Here is a 20,126-nt window from a genome sequence, read left to right as displayed (position 1 = left end):
ACAACATGTTTTAAAAAGATCAAATTAAAAACACAAAATTACCAACACTTTTGTATATCGGCAGCAGCAAAGCCACCGTTAGCACCTTTAGCCCCGGCTTGATCTAGCGTCAAAACCCCACAATCCGGATCATTTTGTAACGACGTTGGGGTTGCGGTTAGTCGATAAGTACGAGCAGCTAAATTGGCTATTCCTAGGGTATAACGTCTAGCAACATCGTTGCGACATTGTAAGGTTGGCATAGTAAAACCCGCAGGGTTATAGCTCATATTTGACGTATAGTTTCTTTCCATAAACTGCGCATACTCAGCTAAACAAGCTGATGCAGCAGTGCGGTTAGAACGCACTATATGCGCTTGGTAAGATGGCACAGCAACGGCCGCTAGTATGCCAACTATTGCTACAGCGACCATTAACTCTATTAACGTTACCCCTAGCTGTTTATTTATCATCAATTTGTTAACTCCCGCCATGATACACGCCCACGTCTTATGCCGCCATTGTAGCTCTCTACAGCAATGTTTGCTGTTGCCAAGCCAATAGCTATCTTGTCTTCAAATACCACCGGTTCACTAGGTGTACCGTTAAACTTAATACCACTAGCTGGCACTTTGTTTGCACCAGCGTTAATACCGTCGCCTGCATCAAACTTTCCATCTTTAGACAAATCAAAAAAGTGATATTTTAAACGCGCACCTTTAAACGGATCAATCGACATAACATAGCCATCACCGGCTGGTTTACAGTCGTCACCACTAGGTATCGCTGTACTAATAACTAAGTTATTCCCAACTTGCACTGGCCGCGTGACAATACGCTCTTTACTGTCAATTAAATCCATATACCAGCCTAACTTGCCGGCCATATCATTATCAGTGGCCTCAGACACAGATCTTACCGGGCGGCTACCTGAGGCATCGGTATAAATAACGTTTTGTATATCACGTTTTTTCAAGTTACTGCGGTCATTAATACCCGCTACGTCTTTAATGCCATACCAACTTTGTACATCGGTATTGTTCACATCCGCCGCCGCTAGCATTTTACCGGTACCAAAGAACACCCATAATTGGCCAGTTTCAGGTTCAGACGTAAGGGTTAAACCGCCGGTAATAGCTTGAGCTTGATTAGTCGCATTTTTGGCTTTAAATAAAGGAAAGCCAGAATAGGCTACCTTCCAATCTGCCGCACTAGCGCCAGATAGGTCAAACTTCCAAATATTACCTAATAAATCACCAGCAAAAAACCAATCTGTTGTTCCGTTGCGATCAGCATCCCAACCTTCTATTTGACCTAGGCCATGCGCGTTCGCGTTCACAGTATTTGGCGCGGCAATATTGGCAAGCTCAGTACCGGTTTCAATATCGATAACAAGTAAACCGGATCCCTTACTTGCGTTGTTATAACCATAGCCAACCACGATAGCCCATTTACCATTATTCATGCGGGTAATAACTGGCCTCGTTGTAATTACGCCTAAGTTATTATATGACTTATCCCATAATACATTTGACGCTTGCATACTATTAGGATTTGTTACATCTAATGCAAACAAACTATTGCCGCCACGACCTAATGAGCCAACTAAAATGCTTTTCCATGCGCCATTAATATAGACGTCAGCTGCAACCGGCGAACCATCAACAAAATACTTATGCTCATAAAACGGATCGCTATACGACACTAAATTAGCACTCGCCGTAAGCATGGCTTTTGGCATGTAAGCAAAGGTTTCTGCCCCGTTGTTCGCATCAAAGCCGTGTAAAAACCCATCATTAGCACCAACATAAATTCGTGGTGCTCGGCTTTTATTAGCGGCAACAAATTGATTATAGCTGCTGGCACCAGCCCAGCTATGACGACCTAAATTACGATTTATCGGCTCAGCAACAAAAAGTGGTGATGAATTAGAAATATCACCCAGTACGCTACTACGTGAACGAAAATTCTCACTTGCTGGCGCTTCATTAACCGTTTCACCACGCAAGTAATTAACTAACTTCTCACTTTTAAGCACTGTTTTTTCGGCACTGTTAAGGTTAGCCCAACTAAAGCTTTTTACACCAGATGCTCCGTTAAACCACAAGTTACGACTTGCCCAAGCTGGGAAATTTGCGGTCCATAAGCTATTAGATGGATTGTTAATATCATAGCCGGTTAGCGTACCACTCCAATCTTTACCGTTATAACTGCCTTGATAAACGTAATTATTTGCCTGAGTAGAGGTTGTAGTGCCCGCTAAATTAGACGCGGAAGCAACACCAGCATCGATACCCTTTAACGTTGCCGAGAGCTTGTCAGCAAACTCTTTAGGGTTACTTGCGCTAAAAAAACCCCCTCTAGAGTTCACCGCAGCATGCAACAAGTCGTCTATCGAGCGCGCATCCTCATTAGAGGGATCGCCCCACGCAATAGGTGCTTTTGTTGTAATAGCAGCCATCGCGTCGTCAGGGATAATATCTCCAGCTAAACCAAAGCTAATACCAAATACTTTCATATGCTGCCAAAATGCAGGTGAAACATCTTTAGTGGTCGGCACGTTATTAGGTAAATTAGGCATCAAGTCGTTTTTCCAGTAATACATAGCAACATCCGCTAACGTATCACTGCGATTATCCGCAAATGGCGGACCGGCTTTATACTGATATGTCTCACCACTACCACTCGTGTGAGTAATACCATCCGCCCCGTCATTATTCGCACGAGCATTGGTAGTTGCCGCTTGCGCGCCGTTCCAGTAACCATCCGTCATTAACACACTAAAGCTTTGCCGACAACTTAACATATCGCTCGGATTTTCCTGGGCGTCACTTGGATCTGTACGCCAAGGGGCATCGGTTTTATAATACTTACCCGCAGCATCTAAAGCATTACGCAGCGGCGTACCGCCGTTTGGAGCAACACCAAATAACCAATTAAAAAAACCAGTACGATTATTGCCATTAAATGCTGACACGCCTTGGTATTGGCCTGTTTTATTTATCGAACCATAGCCCACACGCAGTTTTCCACTTTGCTGATGAAATGCTGTGCTTATGCCTGACTTTGCCGCCAACATCCGATTACTGTAATAGGAATACCAATTAGCATAGTTTTGTTTTTCACTATTGCTCATAGAAGTATGCGATACATATTTATAACACTTATTATTACGCTCTTTGTTTGTTCCAGAACAGCCCGCTAGACTCTCATTATACTGATAGTAAAACGCACCGTTATAAAAACGTCGTCCTCGATGGACATAATTGTTTTCTAAATTGTCCTTTGTGCCCTTACTAAAGCCATCTCGCCACGCATCAGAAAAAGTACTATTGCCCCAAGAACTTGTGCCATCGCTTTTTGTCGGCACGGTATAAGTCGTATCTGGGTTGTAGAATACGCCATTCTCTTTCGCACTGTAATACCACTTATATGTAACCTTTTCCGCATCATAATGAGTTTCAGTCTCATCACAGCGGCCATTGTTTTTGTATTTCACACAAAATGAACTGGTGCCACTACCATAATTACCACTGATAGAATCTGGCATGTATTCCCACCCCATGGAACCAGAGTCATCAATAATAAACATAATATTCGGTGGCACATCACCACCGGTTTGCAACGGGGATGCGGCTAGCTCAACGGCGGCGTGTGCACTGCTAATACCAATGAATATGCTAGCAACAAAGCCTATATATTTTGAAAGTTTCATCGCAGTTATCTCCGCCAAATCGTTTGCATTATTACAGCCGCTCGGCCATCGTCATCTTGAGTTCGCGCGGTTATTCTAAAAGTGGGTGACAAACAACCTCGTGGCGGCGTTGTTGCACTATCGCAGTCAGGAAAATCTGGATCGGGCCAATCGCCCATATATTCGACAATATAGCTAGCTGGGTTTGCCATACCTACGTTGATTGCACTCGCATTTTGCCAATTTGGCGCACCAGGATTAGCTAACGTCCAACGATCTACTTGTGTGGCCGCCGGTATTGGAAAAACAAAGGCTAAGGCAACAGGGTCTAGTACATTTAATCGCCGTTCTGCTTCAAGTAGCGCCGCCTCAACCTGTTGCTGTGTTAACTGCTTATCATATAAATTTGCCGTCATTTTCTCTTGTAATGTTGTGCGTTTAATACTGCTCAAAGCAAGTAATGTAATTGCTACTAATAATAGTAAGCTAACAACTAATGCCACACCTTTCTGCTTAAAATGACTTGTGTGCATACTTACCCCACTCTATTTCTAAGTGTGACTAAAAAATTGATCTGCTTTGCATCTTCCAGCAAATCTAGTTGCTGTAACACTGCATCATCTAGAGTTAGCGTTACACTAACAGCAACAATATCACCCCAATTTATTACTGCACTTGCCGCGCTAAATTGCCTTGTACTGGCGTCCATATAGCGCAGTTGCAAACCTGATACGCCAAATAATATTTCTTCGTTAATCTGCCTAGAGCCCACCAAGGCCGCACGATATAAAGATTTAACTTGGCGGTCATCAGCACTTGGTGCAACAAACCAAGCTACTGATTCAAAGCGCATAATCATTGCGGTGCTTGGAAAGTTTCGGGCAGGAGCGGCAGCACAATTATATGGACTAATAAAACCAAAGTTTTCAGTACAATTAAGTGGTGCATTGGCAATTTTATAGCTAATAGTGTTAGCTACACTATTTACGACCCCTACTTGGAAAATAGTAGTTAATGTATCATCGCAGGCCATGGCTATATCTAAAGCATTTAGAATAGGCGGATTAGTAAGCGTAAACAGAGCATTGGTAGCATTATGATTATTAACGCTATTGCTCACACCAGAACCATACATTAAACGAACAGCGTCAGTACCTAAGCTGGGTGTAACACCGTTAATTGCAGCAACTGGCGCCGAAAACCCGCGGATCCCATCATTCCAATCAGCCCAAGGCTGCGCCACGTTAAGCACATTAACTACCCGCACAGGATTACCGCAACCACTAAAACCCGCGTTACGCATATCTTTTGACATAAGCTGAAATGCAATTCGTGCGGTATTTTGCACTTCAGATAACGAGGTATTAACCCGGCTTGTGGTCTGGTTGGCCATAAACACACCCAGTACCCCACCTAAAATTAATAGACCAAGTACCATAGCGATCATTAGTTCGGTTAATGAAAAGCCGGCTATCTTGTGTGAAGAGGTGACGGTTGAATATTTCATGGCATAACCTGCATAACAATTGAGTTTCCTGCGTTTAAGCGCTGATCTGACCAATTTATAGTTACCGTGTAGCGATCAGCCGAAGCGTCCCATTCAACTTTTGGGCAAGTGTCTGCGGTCGTGGCTGATTTCACACTGAGAACCCAATCAGACGTACCCAGAGCCTGGCTACCCACGCAATCAGTTAACTCATAACCGCCAGTACGTGATATAGCTGGATTTGAACGCATTAATTCGGCTAAGGTTTCGGTAAGTATTACCGACATTGTGCGCTCGTAAGAACTATTCGTATTTTTCATACTGCTTGTTTGTAATCCGGCTACGCCCAGCAAACCAATACCTAGCACAAGCACAGACACTAGCACTTCAATTAGCGTAACCCCATGCTGCTTATTCAAATTATATTTCATCTTCTATCTCACCTACTAAGCTGGGTTTGCTGGTGCGCTGCAATTTGCGCTAGTACCTTGACGAATACGGGTTCGGCCCCCAGAACGAAGCTCTACGTCACGCACGTTATTATCAATATTGGCAATACAAACACGCAGTATCGCATTTAAGGCGCCATTATTACTCGACCTTGCCAATCCTTGCGGCGTAAAGCGCACCACATCTGACGCGCCAGAAATACTGGGGCTGCCTAAGGTAGTAACTCGGCCAGAATTAATTTTACCACTGGCAATCACGACGGTTCCTGGCGCAGTAAGTATGGCTTGACGCGCCACTAACCACCCGCTCCAACCATTAGCGGTGGCCGCAGAGCAACTGGCGCCATCGCTACTATGGCATAGCACTACGACCTGATTTTGCTTCACCGCTTCAGTTCTAGCTAAAATAAATGCGGCAATAATTTCATTTGCTTGACCAGATAAGCGATTTCCATTAATTAGACCAGTAAAACTTGGCACCGCAACGGTTAAGGTAATGGCCACAACGGCCACCGTTACCATCATTTCAATGAGTGTAAACCCGGTCGACTTCTTGATATTTATGTTTTTAAGCACTTGTGCCGCCGCTTGTCTTTAATTAAATGTACTTTTAATATTGTCACAAATAATCGAAGGTGGGTACACAAGCAAGTACCGCAAGGATAAGCGGCCTATTTCACTGATGAGCGGTTATATTAGATGAGTTTCAGAGCTTGTTTAACATTTGCTAAGGCGCGTCTAGATACATTCAACTTATTGTCAACACCCTGTAGCTTGATGTAAGTTTTCCCATCAACAGCAGTATGTAAACTCTGAAAGTAATCTAAGTTAATTAACGTATTACGATGCGAACGTATAAACTGCGCAGGCAGGACTTGTTGTAATTGGTTTAAACTTTGGTCGATGATTGCTTCAGTACTAGTTGTAATAACACGCACATACTTATCATCGGCGGTGCAATATAGAATTTCGGCAACCACAAGCTGCTTTGTTACGGCCCCAATCGTATAGCTCAGCTTCGCTGGCTTAGATGGAGTAATTAGCTTACTTTTTACCCGCAGCAATGCCTCAAATAACCGCTCAGCAGATACCGGCTTTAAAATATAGTCCAACGGCGAGGCGCGGTAAGCCTCTAGCGCGTGCTCAGCATGGGCCGTAACAAAAATGACTGCAGGCACTTTGCTTAATCCATCTAACTGGCAAGCTAAGCTAATACCATCTGTATTTGGCATTTCTATATCGATAAGCATTAAATCTGGTTTCAGCTGCTTTGCCATCTGTAGCGCTTGCACTGCATCTCCAGCTTCACCAACGTATTCATAACTAGGCTGTTGTAGCAGTAAACGCTTTATTCTGGCGCGAGCTAAAGGCTCATCATCAACGATCAATACTCTCATAGTAATAAGCTCCTAAAGTATTGGCAGCACTAGTTTAACGCGAAATAAATTGTCGGTAACGCTATAAGTTAAACTTGCGCCTTGGCCATAATGCAGCTTTAAGCGCTGGCGAATATTTTCAATAGCAATACCATTTTTAGGTCTATTTGTACTTAGCTGGCGAAAAGGATTTGTTACAACCAAGGTAACAGCAGAGCGTGATTCTAAAAGTTGAATTACTAACGTCGCTTTGTCATGACAACTTTCAATACCATGACGCACCGCATTTTCAAGTAATGGCTGAATAGTTAATGCAGGAATATTTATCTGCGGCAATACGTCGGGTAGCTGCCACTCTACTTGCATACGCTCGCCTAAACGCCATTGTTCTAACGATAAATATTGCTTTGTTAGTTGCAACTCTTGCTCTAACAGAACAGCTTCACCAACATGCAATGCTGCACGAAATAAAGCGGCTAAATCTAACAATGCTTTCTCTGCGGCATTGGCGTCTATTTGTGTTAATTCGGCAACGGTATTTAAACTATTAAATAAGAAGTGTGGTTGGATGCGTGCCTGCAACGCGCTCAGCTCTGCGCGATTTTGTGCAGCCAGTTGCTCGCTGTGTTCGCCGTGCATAATAAAAAACTGAATAGCAATGATACTAACAATAAATGCAATCATACTATTTGATAATAAAAACACCGTTAAACTTTGCGCTAAAGGCCAACTTTGAGCGTGTAGCCAATGATAAGCCAAAGCACTAATTAACACTGTGACACAAATAAAAATCAGTGTGCAGCTAACTAGAATAGTCATTGCTGGCAATTTATTTAAATGTGGCCGCAACCAACATAAGCAACCGATACTTAGCAGCACAACCCAATGCACAAATAAACTAATTAGGCCAAGCCGGTACCATACATCGGTAGCAATACCAGGCGCAAAAGCCAACACCACAGCTACAGCTTGTGATAATACGATAACCCGAATTAAGAACCGGCTGTGACATAAATGAGGCAGTTTTAACGCAGGTAACGCGCTCGGCATTTGTGTCGGCTCCTACTTAATGTGGCCGTCGATTATCGCAACTCTACCGGAATGGCAAATACTACATTTTCTTCGCGGCCGGGGTTTTCGGTTAAAGTTTTTCCGCCCCATTGCTGTAATTGTTTAACAACCTGCTGTACTAGTACTTCAGGTGCTGACGCGCCAGCGGTTACGCCGACGGCTTTTACGCCATTTAACCATGCCTGTTGAATATCATCGGCAGTATCTATTAAATACGCCGTACACCCCATTTTGTCGGCAAGTTCGCGTAACCGGTTTGAATTACTACTGTTCTTTGCGCCAACTACTAACAGTAAATCGGCTTTACTGGCTAAATCACGCACGGCGTCTTGCCGATTTTGTGTGGCATAGCAAATATCATCTTTGCGCGGTCCTTCAATATCAGGAAAGCGTTGACGTAAGGCGTCAATGACATCAGCAGTGTCATCAACTGATAACGTGGTTTGGCTACTAAAACATAATTGCGCTGGGTTTTTAACAACAAGCGCCGCAACATCTTCTACCGACTCAACTAAATAAATACCACCAGCAGAATTGTCGTACTGGCCCATAGTACCTTCAACTTCAGGGTGTCCGGCGTGGCCTATTAAAATACACTCGATACCCTTGCGGCTGGCACGAGTGACTTCCATATGCACTTTGGTTACTAGTGGGCAGGTCGCATCAAATACTTTTAAACCACGTTGCTTCGCGTTTTCACGCACGGCTTGAGAAACACCGTGTGCGCTAAAAATAACAATGTTGCCATCCGGTACTTCATTTAGCTCATCCACAAATACCGCGCCACGGCGGCGTAGGCCATCGACTACAAATTTGTTATGTACCACTTCGTGGCGCACATAAATTGGCGGTTCATATAATTCAAGCGCACGTTCAACAATGCTAATAGCTCGGTCGACACCGGCACAAAAACCACGCGGATTGGCTAACAAAATATCCATAATTTAGCTTACCTGTATTATTTCGACACTAAATGTCAGTGTTTGTCCCGCTAGCGGATGGTTAAAATCTATTGTGACGGATTCACCAACCACATCACGCACTAAGCCTGGGATTTCAGAACCATCTTGCATAGTAAAACCAATAATTGCGCCCACTTCTGCCGGTGCATCAGGCGAAAACTTACTACGGTCCACATAGTAAATATTATCTGAATTAGGCATACCGTAAGCGTCCTCTGGTGCCAGCGTAAAGGTTTTCTTATCGCCAGCTTTAAGGCCAGTTAGCTGCGCTTCAAACTCAGGCGATATACTGGTATCGCCCATTTGCACTTTAGAGGGTTTATTATGTACGCGAGTACTTTCTGCGGCGCTGCCGTCAGATAGCTTAATATCAAAGTGAAAAATTACTGTGCTATTTGCACCTATTACTGACTCATTCATTTTTTCACCTCGTTATTGCTAAAGCTGTCCCAAATTAATAATACGGCACCGATACAAATGGCCGAGTCAGCAATATTAAACGCCGGATAATGCCAATTTTGATAATGCAGGTGCAAAAAGTCGATAACGTAACCGTACAAGGTGCGATCGATCAAATTGCCAATAGCTCCGGCTAATACTAAACTCAGCGCTAAATTAAGCTTTAGCTGAGTTTTGTTATTGCGTGCTAACCACACCGCAAGCAGCACACTGATGACAACCGCTATGGCAGTAAAAAACCAGCGCTGCCAGCCACCGGCGTCACTCAAAAATGAGAATGCCGCGCCGTGGTTTCGCACATAAGTTAAGTTAAATACCGGTAACAGTGGTATTGACTCAAATAACTGCATATTAGCAATAACAATCTGTTTAGTTAGTTGATCTAACACTAACACCAGCAGCATTAACCACCATAAGCGCCAACCGCTGTTTTTAAATAACGTCATTAAGCAAACACTCTCGTCTCACCAGCACCTTCTACGTTGGTTACGCAGCGCAAGCATAAACCTGGATGCGCCTCATTCGCGCCAACGTCGTGGCGATGATGCCAACAACGCTCGCACTTATCACCTTTAGATGCAGCAACATGCACGCTTAAGCCGGCAAGTTCGGTTTTAACTGCATCACTTGGTACTGCTGCAGTGCTAACCTGTGCGGTTGAGGTAATAAGCACAAAGCGTAATTCGTCACCTAATTTTGCCAGATCAGAGGCAAGAGCGTCTGATGCGTACAGCGTTACCTCAGCTTGTAACGATGCGCCAATTTTTTCTTCACGACGTGCAGCTTCCAATACTTTGTTTACTTCATCGCGAACTTGCAATAACTGCTGCCAAAATTCATCGCTAAATTTACCAGTGGTTAAACCCGTAAAGCCGGTATACCATACATCAGTAAACACAAACTCGTCGCGCTCACCTGGCAGTTCTTGCCAAATTTCCTGTGCGGTAAAGCTCATTATTGGTGCCATCCAGCGCACCATGGCTTGAGCAATATGGTACAGCGCGGTTTGACAAGAACGGCGGGCTAAACCATCGGTATGCGCGGTATATTGACGATCTTTAATCACATCTAAATAGAAGCTACCCAATTCTACGGTACAGAAGTTCATCAGCTTGCCACTAACCTGATGGAACTGATAGTTGTCATAGGCATCGACAATTTCTTGCTGCAGCTTAGCGGCACGGTTAACGACCCATAAATCTAATTCGACCATTTGCTCAAAAGGCACTAAATCGGTTTTAGGGTTAAAACCATTTAAATTAGCTAATAAAAACCGCGCGGTATTACGAATGCGTCGATATTTATCAGCGGCACGATTTAAAATTTCATCTGACACGGTCATTTCAGAGGTGTAATCAGTGGTGGCAACCCATAAACGTAAAATATCGGCGCCCAGCTTGTTCATTACATCTTGCGGCGATACCACATTACCCAATGATTTAGACATTTTACGGCCATCACCATCTACAGTAAAACCGTGGGTTAATACCTGCTTATAGGGTGCTTTGTGTTTAATGCTCACGCCGGTCATTAATGACGACATAAACCAACCACGGTGCTGATCCGAGCCTTCTAAATATAAATCGGCTTGATCAGCGCCGCCAAACTCGTCGCGTACGCCAATGACGCAAGCATGAGTTACACCAGAGTCGAACCAGACATCTAGCGTATCAGTTACTTTTACATACTGATTAGCATCGGCGGCAATCAGTGTTTTAGCGTCTAAATCAAACCATGCTTGAATACCGTCTTTCTCAACCAGCTTGGCAACTTGTTCCATTAACGCAGCCGTATTTGGATGCAACGCACCGGTATCTTTATCAACAAACAGCGCAATAGGTACGCCCCATGTACGCTGGCGTGAAATACACCAGTCTGGCCGACCGGCAACCATCTTTTCAATTCGTTGCTGGCCCCAATCTGGGATCCAGCGGGTTTGCTCAATTTGCTCTAATGAAGTTTTACGCAAACCGTGCTGATCCATGCTAATAAACCACTGCGGTGTAGCACGGAAAATAATTGGCGTTTTGTGGCGCCAGCAATGCGGGTAGCTGTGTTTGAAGGCTTTATGTAGCAACAAAGCACCGGCTTCTTGTAATGCCTCAACTACACTGTCATTCGCCTTAAATACATGCTGGCCAGCAAATAACGGCGTATCAGGTAAATAAACGCCATTGGCACCCACAGGGTTAGCCACTTCTAAGTTATATAATTTACCAACAATAAAGTCTTCTTGACCATGGCCAGGCGCAGTATGCACACAACCAGTACCCGACTCCGTTGTAACGTGTTCACCCATAATCAGGGGCACATTAAAATCATATAACGGGTGTTTAACTTGCACCAGTTCAAGCGCAGCGCCTTTGGCAAAACCTAATGCATGATAGTGTTCTATGCCAGCACGAGCCATTACGTCATTGACAAGATCGGTAGCAATAATTAACCGCTCAGCACCATTTGGTCCCTGCTCAATTTGCACTAAGCTGTAATCTAACTTGGCATTTAACGCCACGGCTCGGTTGGCGGGAATAGTCCACGGCGTGGTAGTCCAAATAACGACCGATACCTTACCGTTGCCACGCTTATCTGCGGGATGATCAAAACGATCAACTGCGGTTTCATCAACTAAGGCAAAACGCACATCAATAGCCGGAGATACCTTATCTTGATATTCGACTTCAGCTTCCGCTAATGCCGAGCCGCAATCGGTACACCAATGCACCGGCTTAAAGCCCTGCTGTAAGTGACCATTGCTGATAATTTTAGCTAATGAACGAATGATATTGGCTTCAAAATCGAAGTCCATAGTGCGGTATGGGTTTTGCCAGTCGCCCAGTACACCTAAGCGAATAAAGTCGGTGCGCTGTGCATCGATTTGCGTTGCCGCATATTCGCGGCATTTTTGTCTAAATTCGGCAGCGGTAAGTTTAACGCCGGGTTTACCGTATTTTTTCTCTACTACCAACTCGATAGGCAGGCCGTGACAATCCCAACCTGGCACATAGGGCGCATCAAAATCAGACAAGGTTTTAGCTTTAACAATAATATCTTTCAATATTTTGTTAACAGCATGCCCAATGTGAATATTGCCGTTAGCGTACGGAGGGCCGTCGTGCAAAATAAAGCTTTTTTTGCCTTTTTTTGCTGCACGAATTTTGCCGTATAAGTCTGCTTCGGTCCATTTAGCCAGCATTTGTGGTTCACGCTGCGCCAGATTGGCGCGCATCGCAAAAGCCGTTTCTGGCAAATTCAGGGTATGCTTGTAGTCGCTCATCCGTTTGGTTCCGTCTTATCAGTAGTTGCGTGCGCTTGTAATAAAGCGTTACGCTGAAAAAATACTTTTGCTGCAGTTACATCCGCAGCAATTTGTTGTTGTAACGCAGCTAGCCCATCAAAACGTTGCTCACTTCGCAGCTTATGCTGCAACACAACTTCAATCTGGCTACCATATAAATCGCCTTTAAAATCAAAAAGATGCGCTTCAAGTTGCTGCCGCTGTCCTTGTACAGTCGGGCGATTACCTATATTTGCTACGCCATGAAACTGCCCAAACACGGTGCTGGCCGTTATGGCGTAAACACCAGCAACGGGCAACTTACGCCGGTATAAAAATACATTGGCGGTGGGGAATCCTAAATCACGGCCCAGTTTACGGCCATGGCGCACTCGCCCCGTTAAAGCAAAAGGCCGCCCCAACATGTCAGCAGCCAACTGTAGCTGATCTTCTGCTAAGGCTTGACGCACTAAGGTGCTGCTAATTCGCCGCTCACCTAGTATCAGGCTAGACGTACTATACAAGCCAAACTGATGTTGCTGTGCCGCTTGCGCCAACATGTCGAAGCTGCCACTACGGTTTTTACCGAAATGAAAATCATCACCAACAATTAAATGTGCTACGCCTAACTGATCCAATAATAGCTTCTGTATAAACTGCTGAGGCTGCTGCGCGGCAAACTCAGCGGTAAAATTAACACACAACAGGCGATCAATACCCAGCTGAGCTAATGCCGTATACTTTTCTCTAAACCGAGTTAAGCGCGCCGGTGCGGCTAATCCAGCAAACAACTCAAGTGGTTGCGGCTCAAATAGCATAACGCACGACGGTAATTGCTGTTGCTTAGCAATAGCAATTACCTTAGCTAACACCGCTTGATGGCCTAAATGCACACCATCAAAATTACCGATGGTAAGCACACAACCACGATGTTGCGCCTGAATATTATGTAAGCCGCGTATAAACTCCATGCCTGCCGTTTCTAACTGCTGATTATAAACAGTGCATTATACCCATTTAATCAATTGCTTTCAGCAATTGAATTGGCGCTAAAATCACGCAGTCTCACACCCATTAGCATCAATAAAGCAAAATACGCCAACACGGCCAGCACACACAACGCTGATAACCGCCATATTTGTGCATTGAAGCTCAATTTAAGCCATTGGGCTAAATTTGGGGTTTGCCAATACAGTAACGCTGCCATAATGCCGCTGGCGCACAGCAGTTTTGCTAAAAATAGCAATGTTGCTTTAGATAATTGGTACACACCAGCCACTTTTAAACCGCGATATAATAACAACGCGTTCAAACTTGCAGACAATGCAGTGGCTAAGGCCAAACCAACATAGCTTAGAAATGGCGCAAGCATTAGGTTCATTACCATATTGGCTAACATGGCAATAATACCAATACGTACTGGCGTTTTTATATCTTGCCGCGCATAAAAACCAGGTGCTAACACTTTAATTAGCATGTAACTAAGCAAGCCGGTACTGTAAGCAACTAAGCTATGCGACACCATCATTACGTCATGTTGCGTAAACTCGCCACGCATAAACAACAAGGCAATAATCGGTTTGGCTAAAATCATTAACCCTGCCATTGCCGGAATGCCAAACAGCGAGACAAAACGCAGCGACCAATCTAGTGTCTGACTAAAGCGCAGTGCGTTATCACTAGCATGGTGCCGAGATAAGTTAGGTAATATTACCGTTGCAATAGCAATACCAAACAAACCTAGCGGAAACTCAATTAAACGATCTGAGTAGTACAACCAACTAACCGCACCGGTCAGTAAGAAAGAAGCGATTACCGTATCCAACAACAAATTAATTTGGCTAACCGATACGCCAAATAACGCAGGCAGCATTAATTTGCGAATTTTCACCACATTTTCGTCGCGCCAGCCCCAACGTGGCATTTGCAACAAACCAGCTTTGGCTAAAAAAGGTAGCTGAAACAGTAACTGTACGACACCGCCAATAAATACCCCCCAAGCTAACGCTAAGGCCGGCTCATCTAAAAGCGGTGCCATATAAACTGCACAAGCAATCATCACGATATTTAAAAATACTGGGGTAAATGCGGCAACGGCAAAGCGATTATAAATATTAAGCACTGCGCCAGACAGCGCAACGAGGCTAATAAACCATAAATAAGGAAAAGTGATTTTCAGCATTACGCTAGCAAGCTCAAACTTATGGGCGTCTGGGCCATCGTTTAACCATTCAACAAACCAGCCCATACCAAACAACATTGCTACTAATGGCGATGCGATAACACCAAACAATGTCACTAAGGTAACAACCACACCCAAGCTACCGGTTACTTTTGCCACTAATAAACGCACCGCATCATCGCCGTGCTTTGCTTTAACTTCCGCTAATACAGGAACAAACGCTTGAGAAAATGCACCTTCAGCAAATAGGCGGCGTAAAAAATTGGGGATACGATTAGCAAAAAAGAATACATCCGCGGCTGCGCCTGCACCAATAAAGTTAGCCACCACCACATCACGAACTAAGCCTAATACACGCGAAATCAATGTCATAAAGCTGACAATAAGACCTGATTTTAATAGCTTTGCCGACACTTTTACGTCCTTATTTTAACCCGCGACTATTCTGCACGTTTATTGCCGTGAATTACCAGTAAAAATCACGATTAAAATCGGTGTTTTTTCTGTGAAAGCATTTGACAACGGCACATTAAATAGGCATATTATGCGGCCTTTAATAGGTCCAGTTTAGTTTTTTAGGAGTGTCACCTTGGCTAACATTAAGTCTGCTAAGAAGCGCGCAATTCAATCAGAAAAACGTCGTCAGCAAAACGCCAGTCTACGTTCAATGATGCGTACTTTCATTAAGAAAACCAACGCAGCGGTATTAACTGCTGACGTAACTGCTTCAACTGAAGCGTTTAAGAAAATGGTGCCTGTTCTGGATCGTATGGCCGCAAAGGGCTTGATCCACAAGAACAAAGCAGCACGTCATAAGTCACGTTTAAATGCACATGTTAAAGCATTAAGCGCCGCTTAAGACACAGTTTCAACAAAAAAGCCGGTTAATACCGGCTTTTTTGTTGCTGTTATTCTAGGTTGGAGCTATTTCATATCCTCTGCACAATAGAGTTTATGCAGTAAGCCAATTAACGCCTCGGCTTCGTTACTATTAATACTGTAGTACACTGTTTGTGCAGCTTTACGTGTTTTTACTAATTTATGCTTACGCAGTAATGCTAAATGTTGCGACAACGCTGACTGACTAAGCTCTAGTTTTTCGTTCATCTCACCTACTGATAATTCTTTTTCCAATAAATGACAAAGAATCAGTAAGCGTCGCTCATTAGACACGGCTTTTAGTAACTTTACCGCTTTTGCGGAATTTTTTAGCATATTTTGTAAATTCATTACACCTAGCCCTGTCAATTGGAAGGTTTAATATTACCGAGTTACAGCATTAGTCACAACATTTTGCGATCAGCTATGCCTATATTCATTCGTTTAGGCAATAAAATCACTCCGTCCGAAAAATACACATTTCTACCGACCTACGCTGTAACGTCTAACTAAAAAAGTGCTAAAGTCGTAAACACTAATAACATCAGGATAATATCAATAATGAAATGGTGGCTAACTACAATAGGTGCAGCGCTAAGTTTAAATATCGCCGCAAAAGATTTTACGCTAGATGACACGCTCGCGTTTCAAATCACAGAATCGTTAACGGTAGAAGTCGGCCCACGCCTTGCTGGCAGTGAAGCCGATGCCCGCGCTGTCGTTTGGGCAGAGCAAAAATTTAAACAACTGGGATTTGATAAAGTTTGGTCCGAGCCTTTTACTATGCAGTATTGGCAGCGTGGCCAAGCTAGCCTTAACGTTGGCGAGCCTTTTCGTCAGAATTTAGTTGTTACCGCTTTAGGTGGTTCTATCGCGACGCCTTTTGACGGTATTAACGCGCAAGTGGTTATGTTCGATAGTTTAGATCAGCTAAAACAAGCCAGCCCTGGCGAAGTAAAAGACAAAATTGTGTTTATTAATAAAAGTATGGGCAAAGATAAACTGGGCAGTTTTTACGGTGACGTAGTGGGTGCGCGTAGCCAAGGTGCTGTTGAAGCAGCTAAGTTAGGTGCAAAAGCCATTATTATTCGCTCAGTGGGCACCAGCATTAACCGTTTTGCTCATACCGGCATTATGCGTTACAGCGATGATGTAGCTCGTATTCCTGCTGCGGCTATTTCCGTGCCAGATGCTATGCAACTATCTCGTATGCTGAGCCATCAACCTGAGCTTAGCTTACAATTACAAATGCAAAATAAACTACCTGGTGACGTTACTAGCCACAACGTAATAGCGGAAATTACTGGTAGTAAGTACCCGAATGAAATTGTGCTAATTAGTGCTCACTTAGATTCTTGGGATGAAGGTACAGGCGCATTAGACGATGGCGCTGGTGTAGGCCTTGTAATGGCAACTGCAGCATTATTAAAGCAGCAAGGCCGCCCAGAGCGCACGGTACGTGTCGTGTTGTTTGGCAATGAAGAAGGTGGCTTGGTCGGTGCACGTGCTTATGCGGCAAAACATACTGCTAATTTAAAAAATCATGTATTTGCTTCTGAATCAGACTTCGGTGCTGGCCGTATTTGGCGGTTAGACACAGGTTTCGGTGAAAAATCACAATCGTTTGCCAAAACTCTACAACAAAAGCTAGCGAGCTTCGGTATCGAAATGGGCACTAATACCGCATCAGGAGGCCCAGATGTATCTATACTGCGTGCTCAAGGTGTGCCTGTAGTTAGCTTGCAGCAAGATGGTACAGACTATTTTGATTATCACCACACGCCTAATGACACCCTAGACAAAGTTGACCCTGAGTCGCTAAAGCAAAACTTAAAAGTGTGGTTATTAACTACTGCAACTATTGCCAATAGCCGCGTTGATTTAAGAAAATAAGTTAGCCTCGAGTTCGTGAACGCAGCGGGTTGAACTTCTTTACTGGTTCAGGCCGCTGATGTTTACGATAGCTGGTGCGCAATATCCATAAATGGATGCCTATTACCAGCATAACCGTAGCAAATGGATATAAATACATATTGCTACTAACAACAAATAACACTAAAGCAAATGTAAAATAGCTAAAGGGCAACAACTCATACAACCAAAATGGCATAATGCCACCGTATTTTTCTCTGGCTTTTTTGATATCAGAACGTCGGTTATCAGATCGTAAAACCCAGATCACGGCACCGGCAAAGCTGATTAATACACCAGCAACCAACGCCAACCAAGATTTAACACCAAGCATCATACTAATTCCGGCTGCAACATAAACATAGGGCAGCACTTCATATAATTTCGCTGGTAGCATAATCACTCTCCCTGTTTAGCTGCAATTAAGTGTAGAACAGCTTTTTGCTACTGCAAACTCACCTTTCTAACTGCATTAATATAACTAATCTGAAAGATGTAAAATTCCTCAGTTGAGTAACCCTCTACGCCGCCGCATAATATGCACAAAATTTGGTCAGCAGTGTCTTAAGGAGAGCGCAATGGAACATATTTTGTTCGATATTATCAGCTGGGTTGGCTTAACAATCTGTATTGGCGCTTTCTTTGTTAAGGACGTATTCTGGTTGCGCCTTACTACACTAATTGGCTGTAGCCTGCTGTTTGTTTACTATAGCCATATTGATATTCCGCAAGGCGTCATCTCAAACTTATTAGTATTATTAATTAATGCATACTATTTACTACGCTTTGCCAAAGCACGTAGAGCAGAAAAGATAGCCAAGGATTTAACAATTCCAGCTAGCGCACTAACCGTTCAAGCGAAGTAACAACGCACAGGCACTTTTTCCAATAGCTTAGGCGGGGTATAATTAACTGCCTGGTGAGACAAGAGTGCCTAGTATGCAAAACGATGATTTAGACTTGTTTCTGTTAGAGATGTCGGGGGTTAAACCGTTATCTCAAGATGAAGTAATGTTAGAGCCGGGAGAGTTTAACCCAACATTGGCTCAGCAAGCACGGCGCAAAGCCGCAGAGCTAGAAATGGAATATGATGCTAATTACCTTAGCATGGAATATGTCGATCTTGTAAAGCCAGACGAGCCTTTCACTTATAAAAAAGACGGTGTGCAAGATGGTGTCTATCGTAATTTACGCTTAGGTAAGTATGAATTAGATGCCACGTTAAATCTTTTAGGTAAAAGCCTAACCGAAGCTCGCCGAGAACTGTTTTTCTTTATTGAAGACTGCCACAAACGCGGCATCCGTACGTTGCTTATTCAGCATGGTATGGGGCGAAACAGCAAACCTCATCCGGCCATTTTACGTAGTTATGTATTTAAATGGTTGCCTCAAATACCTATAGTACTAGCATGTAATACTGCACAACGACACCACGGTGGCTATTCTGCAAGTTATGTTTTATTGCAAAAAAATGCCGAGCAAAAGCGAGAAAATCGCGAGTTACATAGCAAGCGCTAGATAGAACAATCCCCAGCAAGCTGGGGATTGGTGTTAGTCATTCCATTTGACTAGATTCGATTCCTGCTACCCGCACAACAGACAGATAGCTTCGGCTTTAGTTAAAAATGCCGATAACGCCATTAAACAAACAATAATAGCGACTGCGGTAAAGCCAAAACTACGATTGGACGCTTTACTCATAATTAGCCTCAATGACTCTTTTTATTATTTTGTGTAGCAAATTGGTTTAAATTTACTTAAACCGATAACTAGTGTAGTTAAGTTGTAACAAACTTACAATAACTGTGTATTTACCCAGCATTTTCAAGATGATAAGCGAGCGTAGAATAAACAAAGTTCTCGGTTAACAAACGACTATCATTTAGCTCTGGTAAAGCTTCTACGCTATGTTCAGTGTGCATTAGCGTAAAGCCAGCTTGTTGGTAGTTTTTCAACGCTGCCGGATGATCAGTCGAACAAGTATGTAGCCAAATTTTGGCCGCCTGCCACTGCGATGCTAGCATAATTGCTGCCTGAGCTAAGGATAAGCCTAACCCTCGCCCCACAAATGGTGGTAATAGACCAAAAAACTTAATTTCTACACCCTGATCAGAATGTTTCAACAATTCAATATAACCCGCTGGCGTACCCTGTACCCATAGTAACCAAGTGCGCACTTGTTGCTGTGTAAGATATTCTAACCACTGCTGATAACTCCAACTTAAACGACTAAACCAGCGCCATGGCCCTCCTACTGTTCTAAACATAAATTGACTAAGTTCTGGGCTGGCTATTTCTGCCTCAACTAACTGCACACCACTAGGCCAACTAACCTGTGTTGGCGCGCTGCCCTCAAACTGTAAAAACCAAGTGGTAACTGCGGTTTGTTTGATCACACTCATTA

Annotated in this window: 21 protein-coding genes; 4 read left to right on the top strand and 17 right to left on the bottom strand. The window is 43.7% G+C overall.

The features are described from left to right. Positions 1–38: 38 nt before the first annotated feature. The 14 genes from MN199_RS10700 to murJ form a co-directional block, all read right to left on the bottom strand. Positions 39–452 (bottom strand): type IV pilin protein, encoded by a 414-nt coding sequence (locus tag MN199_RS10700; protein ID WP_335739408.1) that lies wholly within the window; start codon positions 450–452, stop codon positions 39–41. Then, complete coding sequence (locus MN199_RS10695) at positions 452–3,694, bottom strand: pilus assembly protein (RefSeq protein ID WP_335739407.1); 3,243 nt, start codon at positions 3,692–3,694, stop codon at positions 452–454. Before MN199_RS10695 ends, MN199_RS10700 begins: the two co-directional genes overlap by 1 nt. 5 nt (positions 3,695–3,699) lie before the next feature. After that, on the bottom strand, positions 3,700–4,206 hold the full coding sequence (locus MN199_RS10690; protein WP_335739406.1) for a pilus assembly PilX family protein: 507 nt from the start codon (positions 4,204–4,206) through the stop codon (positions 3,700–3,702). Positions 4,207–4,208: 2 nt separating this feature from the next. Further along, complete coding sequence (locus tag MN199_RS10685; RefSeq protein ID WP_335739405.1) at positions 4,209–5,180, bottom strand: PilW family protein; 972 nt, start codon at positions 5,178–5,180, stop codon at positions 4,209–4,211. After that, positions 5,177–5,590, bottom strand: a complete 414-nt coding sequence (gene pilV / locus MN199_RS10680) for a type IV pilus modification protein PilV (RefSeq protein WP_335739404.1) — start codon at positions 5,588–5,590, stop codon at positions 5,177–5,179. The genes MN199_RS10685 and pilV overlap by 4 nt, the downstream gene beginning before the upstream one ends. Positions 5,591–5,605: 15 nt before the next feature. After that, positions 5,606–6,184: a GspH/FimT family pseudopilin gene (locus MN199_RS10675; RefSeq protein WP_335739403.1), complete on the bottom strand. Its 579-nt coding sequence runs from the start codon at positions 6,182–6,184 to the stop codon at positions 5,606–5,608. A 119-nt stretch (positions 6,185–6,303) separates the two neighbouring features. Beyond that, positions 6,304–7,005, bottom strand: a complete 702-nt coding sequence (locus MN199_RS10670; protein ID WP_335739402.1) for a LytR/AlgR family response regulator transcription factor — start codon at positions 7,003–7,005, stop codon at positions 6,304–6,306. 12 nt (positions 7,006–7,017) lie between these two features. Next, the gene (locus MN199_RS10665; RefSeq protein ID WP_335739401.1) at positions 7,018–8,034 is read right to left on the bottom strand and encodes a sensor histidine kinase; all 1,017 of its coding nucleotides are present in this window, start codon (positions 8,032–8,034) and stop codon (positions 7,018–7,020) included. Positions 8,035–8,066: 32 nt separating this feature from the next. Continuing rightward, the gene (gene ispH / locus MN199_RS10660; RefSeq protein ID WP_335739400.1) at positions 8,067–8,996 is read right to left on the bottom strand and encodes a 4-hydroxy-3-methylbut-2-enyl diphosphate reductase; all 930 of its coding nucleotides are present in this window, start codon (positions 8,994–8,996) and stop codon (positions 8,067–8,069) included. A gap of 3 nt (positions 8,997–8,999) precedes the next feature. Then, on the bottom strand, positions 9,000–9,437 hold the full coding sequence (gene fkpB, locus MN199_RS10655; protein WP_335739399.1) for an FKBP-type peptidyl-prolyl cis-trans isomerase: 438 nt from the start codon (positions 9,435–9,437) through the stop codon (positions 9,000–9,002). Then, positions 9,434–9,922: a signal peptidase II gene (gene lspA / locus MN199_RS10650; RefSeq protein ID WP_335739398.1), complete on the bottom strand. Its 489-nt coding sequence runs from the start codon at positions 9,920–9,922 to the stop codon at positions 9,434–9,436. The genes fkpB and lspA overlap by 4 nt, the downstream gene beginning before the upstream one ends. Beyond that, complete coding sequence (ileS, locus tag MN199_RS10645) at positions 9,922–12,750, bottom strand: isoleucine--tRNA ligase (RefSeq protein WP_335739397.1); 2,829 nt, start codon at positions 12,748–12,750, stop codon at positions 9,922–9,924. Before ileS ends, lspA begins: the two co-directional genes overlap by 1 nt. After that, on the bottom strand, positions 12,747–13,721 hold the full coding sequence (gene ribF, locus MN199_RS10640) for a bifunctional riboflavin kinase/FAD synthetase (RefSeq protein WP_132585033.1): 975 nt from the start codon (positions 13,719–13,721) through the stop codon (positions 12,747–12,749). The genes ileS and ribF overlap by 4 nt, the downstream gene beginning before the upstream one ends. 50 nt (positions 13,722–13,771) lie before the next feature. Further along, positions 13,772–15,346: a murein biosynthesis integral membrane protein MurJ gene (gene murJ, locus MN199_RS10635; protein ID WP_335739396.1), complete on the bottom strand. Its 1,575-nt coding sequence runs from the start codon at positions 15,344–15,346 to the stop codon at positions 13,772–13,774. Between the two features lie 175 nt (positions 15,347–15,521). On the opposite strand from murJ, the gene rpsT reads away from it, so the two are divergent. After that, a complete protein-coding gene (gene rpsT, locus MN199_RS10630; protein ID WP_132585037.1) occupies positions 15,522–15,791 on the top strand; it encodes a 30S ribosomal protein S20 in 270 nt (89 codons plus the stop codon). Between the two features lie 65 nt (positions 15,792–15,856). Here the strand turns inward: rpsT and MN199_RS10625 are convergent, their stop codons facing one another. Then, a complete protein-coding gene (locus tag MN199_RS10625) occupies positions 15,857–16,162 on the bottom strand; it encodes an ArsR/SmtB family transcription factor (protein WP_132585039.1) in 306 nt (101 codons plus the stop codon). Between the two features lie 210 nt (positions 16,163–16,372). Here MN199_RS10625 and MN199_RS10620 point away from each other — a divergent pair, with 210 nt between their 5' ends. Next, positions 16,373–17,704, top strand: a complete 1,332-nt coding sequence (locus tag MN199_RS10620) for a M20/M25/M40 family metallo-hydrolase (protein WP_132585041.1) — start codon at positions 16,373–16,375, stop codon at positions 17,702–17,704. A gap of 1 nt (position 17,705) precedes the next feature. On the opposite strand, the gene MN199_RS10615 is transcribed toward MN199_RS10620, so the two are convergent. Further along, positions 17,706–18,119 carry a hypothetical protein gene (locus tag MN199_RS10615; protein ID WP_132585043.1) on the bottom strand — a complete coding sequence of 138 codons (414 nt, stop codon included), beginning with the start codon at positions 18,117–18,119 and terminating at the stop codon, positions 17,706–17,708. A gap of 181 nt (positions 18,120–18,300) precedes the next feature. Here MN199_RS10615 and MN199_RS10610 point away from each other — a divergent pair, with 181 nt between their 5' ends. Then, on the top strand, positions 18,301–18,588 hold the full coding sequence (locus MN199_RS10610; protein WP_132585045.1) for a hypothetical protein: 288 nt from the start codon (positions 18,301–18,303) through the stop codon (positions 18,586–18,588). 73 nt (positions 18,589–18,661) lie between these two features. Continuing rightward, a complete protein-coding gene (smrA, locus tag MN199_RS10605; RefSeq protein ID WP_335739395.1) occupies positions 18,662–19,240 on the top strand; it encodes a DNA endonuclease SmrA in 579 nt (192 codons plus the stop codon). Positions 19,241–19,533: 293 nt separating this feature from the next. Here the strand turns inward: smrA and MN199_RS10600 are convergent, their stop codons facing one another. Then, complete coding sequence (locus MN199_RS10600; protein WP_335739394.1) at positions 19,534–20,124, bottom strand: GNAT family N-acetyltransferase; 591 nt, start codon at positions 20,122–20,124, stop codon at positions 19,534–19,536. Positions 20,125–20,126: the final 2 nt, after the last annotated feature.

Source organism: Rheinheimera metallidurans (assembly GCF_036983985.1).
Lineage (GTDB): Bacteria > Pseudomonadota > Gammaproteobacteria > Enterobacterales > Alteromonadaceae > Alishewanella > Alishewanella metallidurans.
This window is presented reverse-complemented; position numbering and strand designations above follow the sequence as displayed.

What these genes read in the sequence shown, in the direction of transcription:
- MN199_RS10700 (WP_335739408.1), bottom strand. Translation starts at nt 452, where the DNA reads ATGATAAATAAACAGCTAGGGGTAACGTTAATAGAGTTAATGGTCGCT.
- MN199_RS10695 (WP_335739407.1), bottom strand. Translation starts at nt 3,694, where the DNA reads ATGAAACTTTCAAAATATATAGGCTTTGTTGCTAGCATATTCATTGGT.
- MN199_RS10690 (WP_335739406.1), bottom strand. Translation starts at nt 4,206, where the DNA reads ATGCACACAAGTCATTTTAAGCAGAAAGGTGTGGCATTAGTTGTTAGC.
- MN199_RS10685 (WP_335739405.1), bottom strand. Translation starts at nt 5,180, where the DNA reads ATGAAATATTCAACCGTCACCTCTTCACACAAGATAGCCGGCTTTTCA.
- pilV (WP_335739404.1), bottom strand. Translation starts at nt 5,590, where the DNA reads ATGAAATATAATTTGAATAAGCAGCATGGGGTTACGCTAATTGAAGTG.
- MN199_RS10670 (WP_335739402.1), bottom strand. Translation starts at nt 7,005, where the DNA reads ATGAGAGTATTGATCGTTGATGATGAGCCTTTAGCTCGCGCCAGAATA.
- MN199_RS10665 (WP_335739401.1), bottom strand. Translation starts at nt 8,034, where the DNA reads ATGCCGAGCGCGTTACCTGCGTTAAAACTGCCTCATTTATGTCACAGC.
- ispH (WP_335739400.1), bottom strand. Translation starts at nt 8,996, where the DNA reads ATGGATATTTTGTTAGCCAATCCGCGTGGTTTTTGTGCCGGTGTCGAC.
- fkpB (WP_335739399.1), bottom strand. Translation starts at nt 9,437, where the DNA reads ATGAATGAGTCAGTAATAGGTGCAAATAGCACAGTAATTTTTCACTTT.
- lspA (WP_335739398.1), bottom strand. Translation starts at nt 9,922, where the DNA reads ATGACGTTATTTAAAAACAGCGGTTGGCGCTTATGGTGGTTAATGCTG.
- ileS (WP_335739397.1), bottom strand. Translation starts at nt 12,750, where the DNA reads ATGAGCGACTACAAGCATACCCTGAATTTGCCAGAAACGGCTTTTGCG.
- ribF (WP_132585033.1), bottom strand. Translation starts at nt 13,721, where the DNA reads ATGGAGTTTATACGCGGCTTACATAATATTCAGGCGCAACATCGTGGT.
- MN199_RS10625 (WP_132585039.1), bottom strand. Translation starts at nt 16,162, where the DNA reads ATGAATTTACAAAATATGCTAAAAAATTCCGCAAAAGCGGTAAAGTTA.
- MN199_RS10620 (WP_132585041.1), top strand. Translation starts at nt 16,373, where the DNA reads ATGAAATGGTGGCTAACTACAATAGGTGCAGCGCTAAGTTTAAATATC.
- MN199_RS10615 (WP_132585043.1), bottom strand. Translation starts at nt 18,119, where the DNA reads ATGCTACCAGCGAAATTATATGAAGTGCTGCCCTATGTTTATGTTGCA.
- MN199_RS10610 (WP_132585045.1), top strand. Translation starts at nt 18,301, where the DNA reads ATGGAACATATTTTGTTCGATATTATCAGCTGGGTTGGCTTAACAATC.
- smrA (WP_335739395.1), top strand. Translation starts at nt 18,662, where the DNA reads ATGCAAAACGATGATTTAGACTTGTTTCTGTTAGAGATGTCGGGGGTT.
- MN199_RS10600 (WP_335739394.1), bottom strand. Translation starts at nt 20,124, where the DNA reads ATGAGTGTGATCAAACAAACCGCAGTTACCACTTGGTTTTTACAGTTT.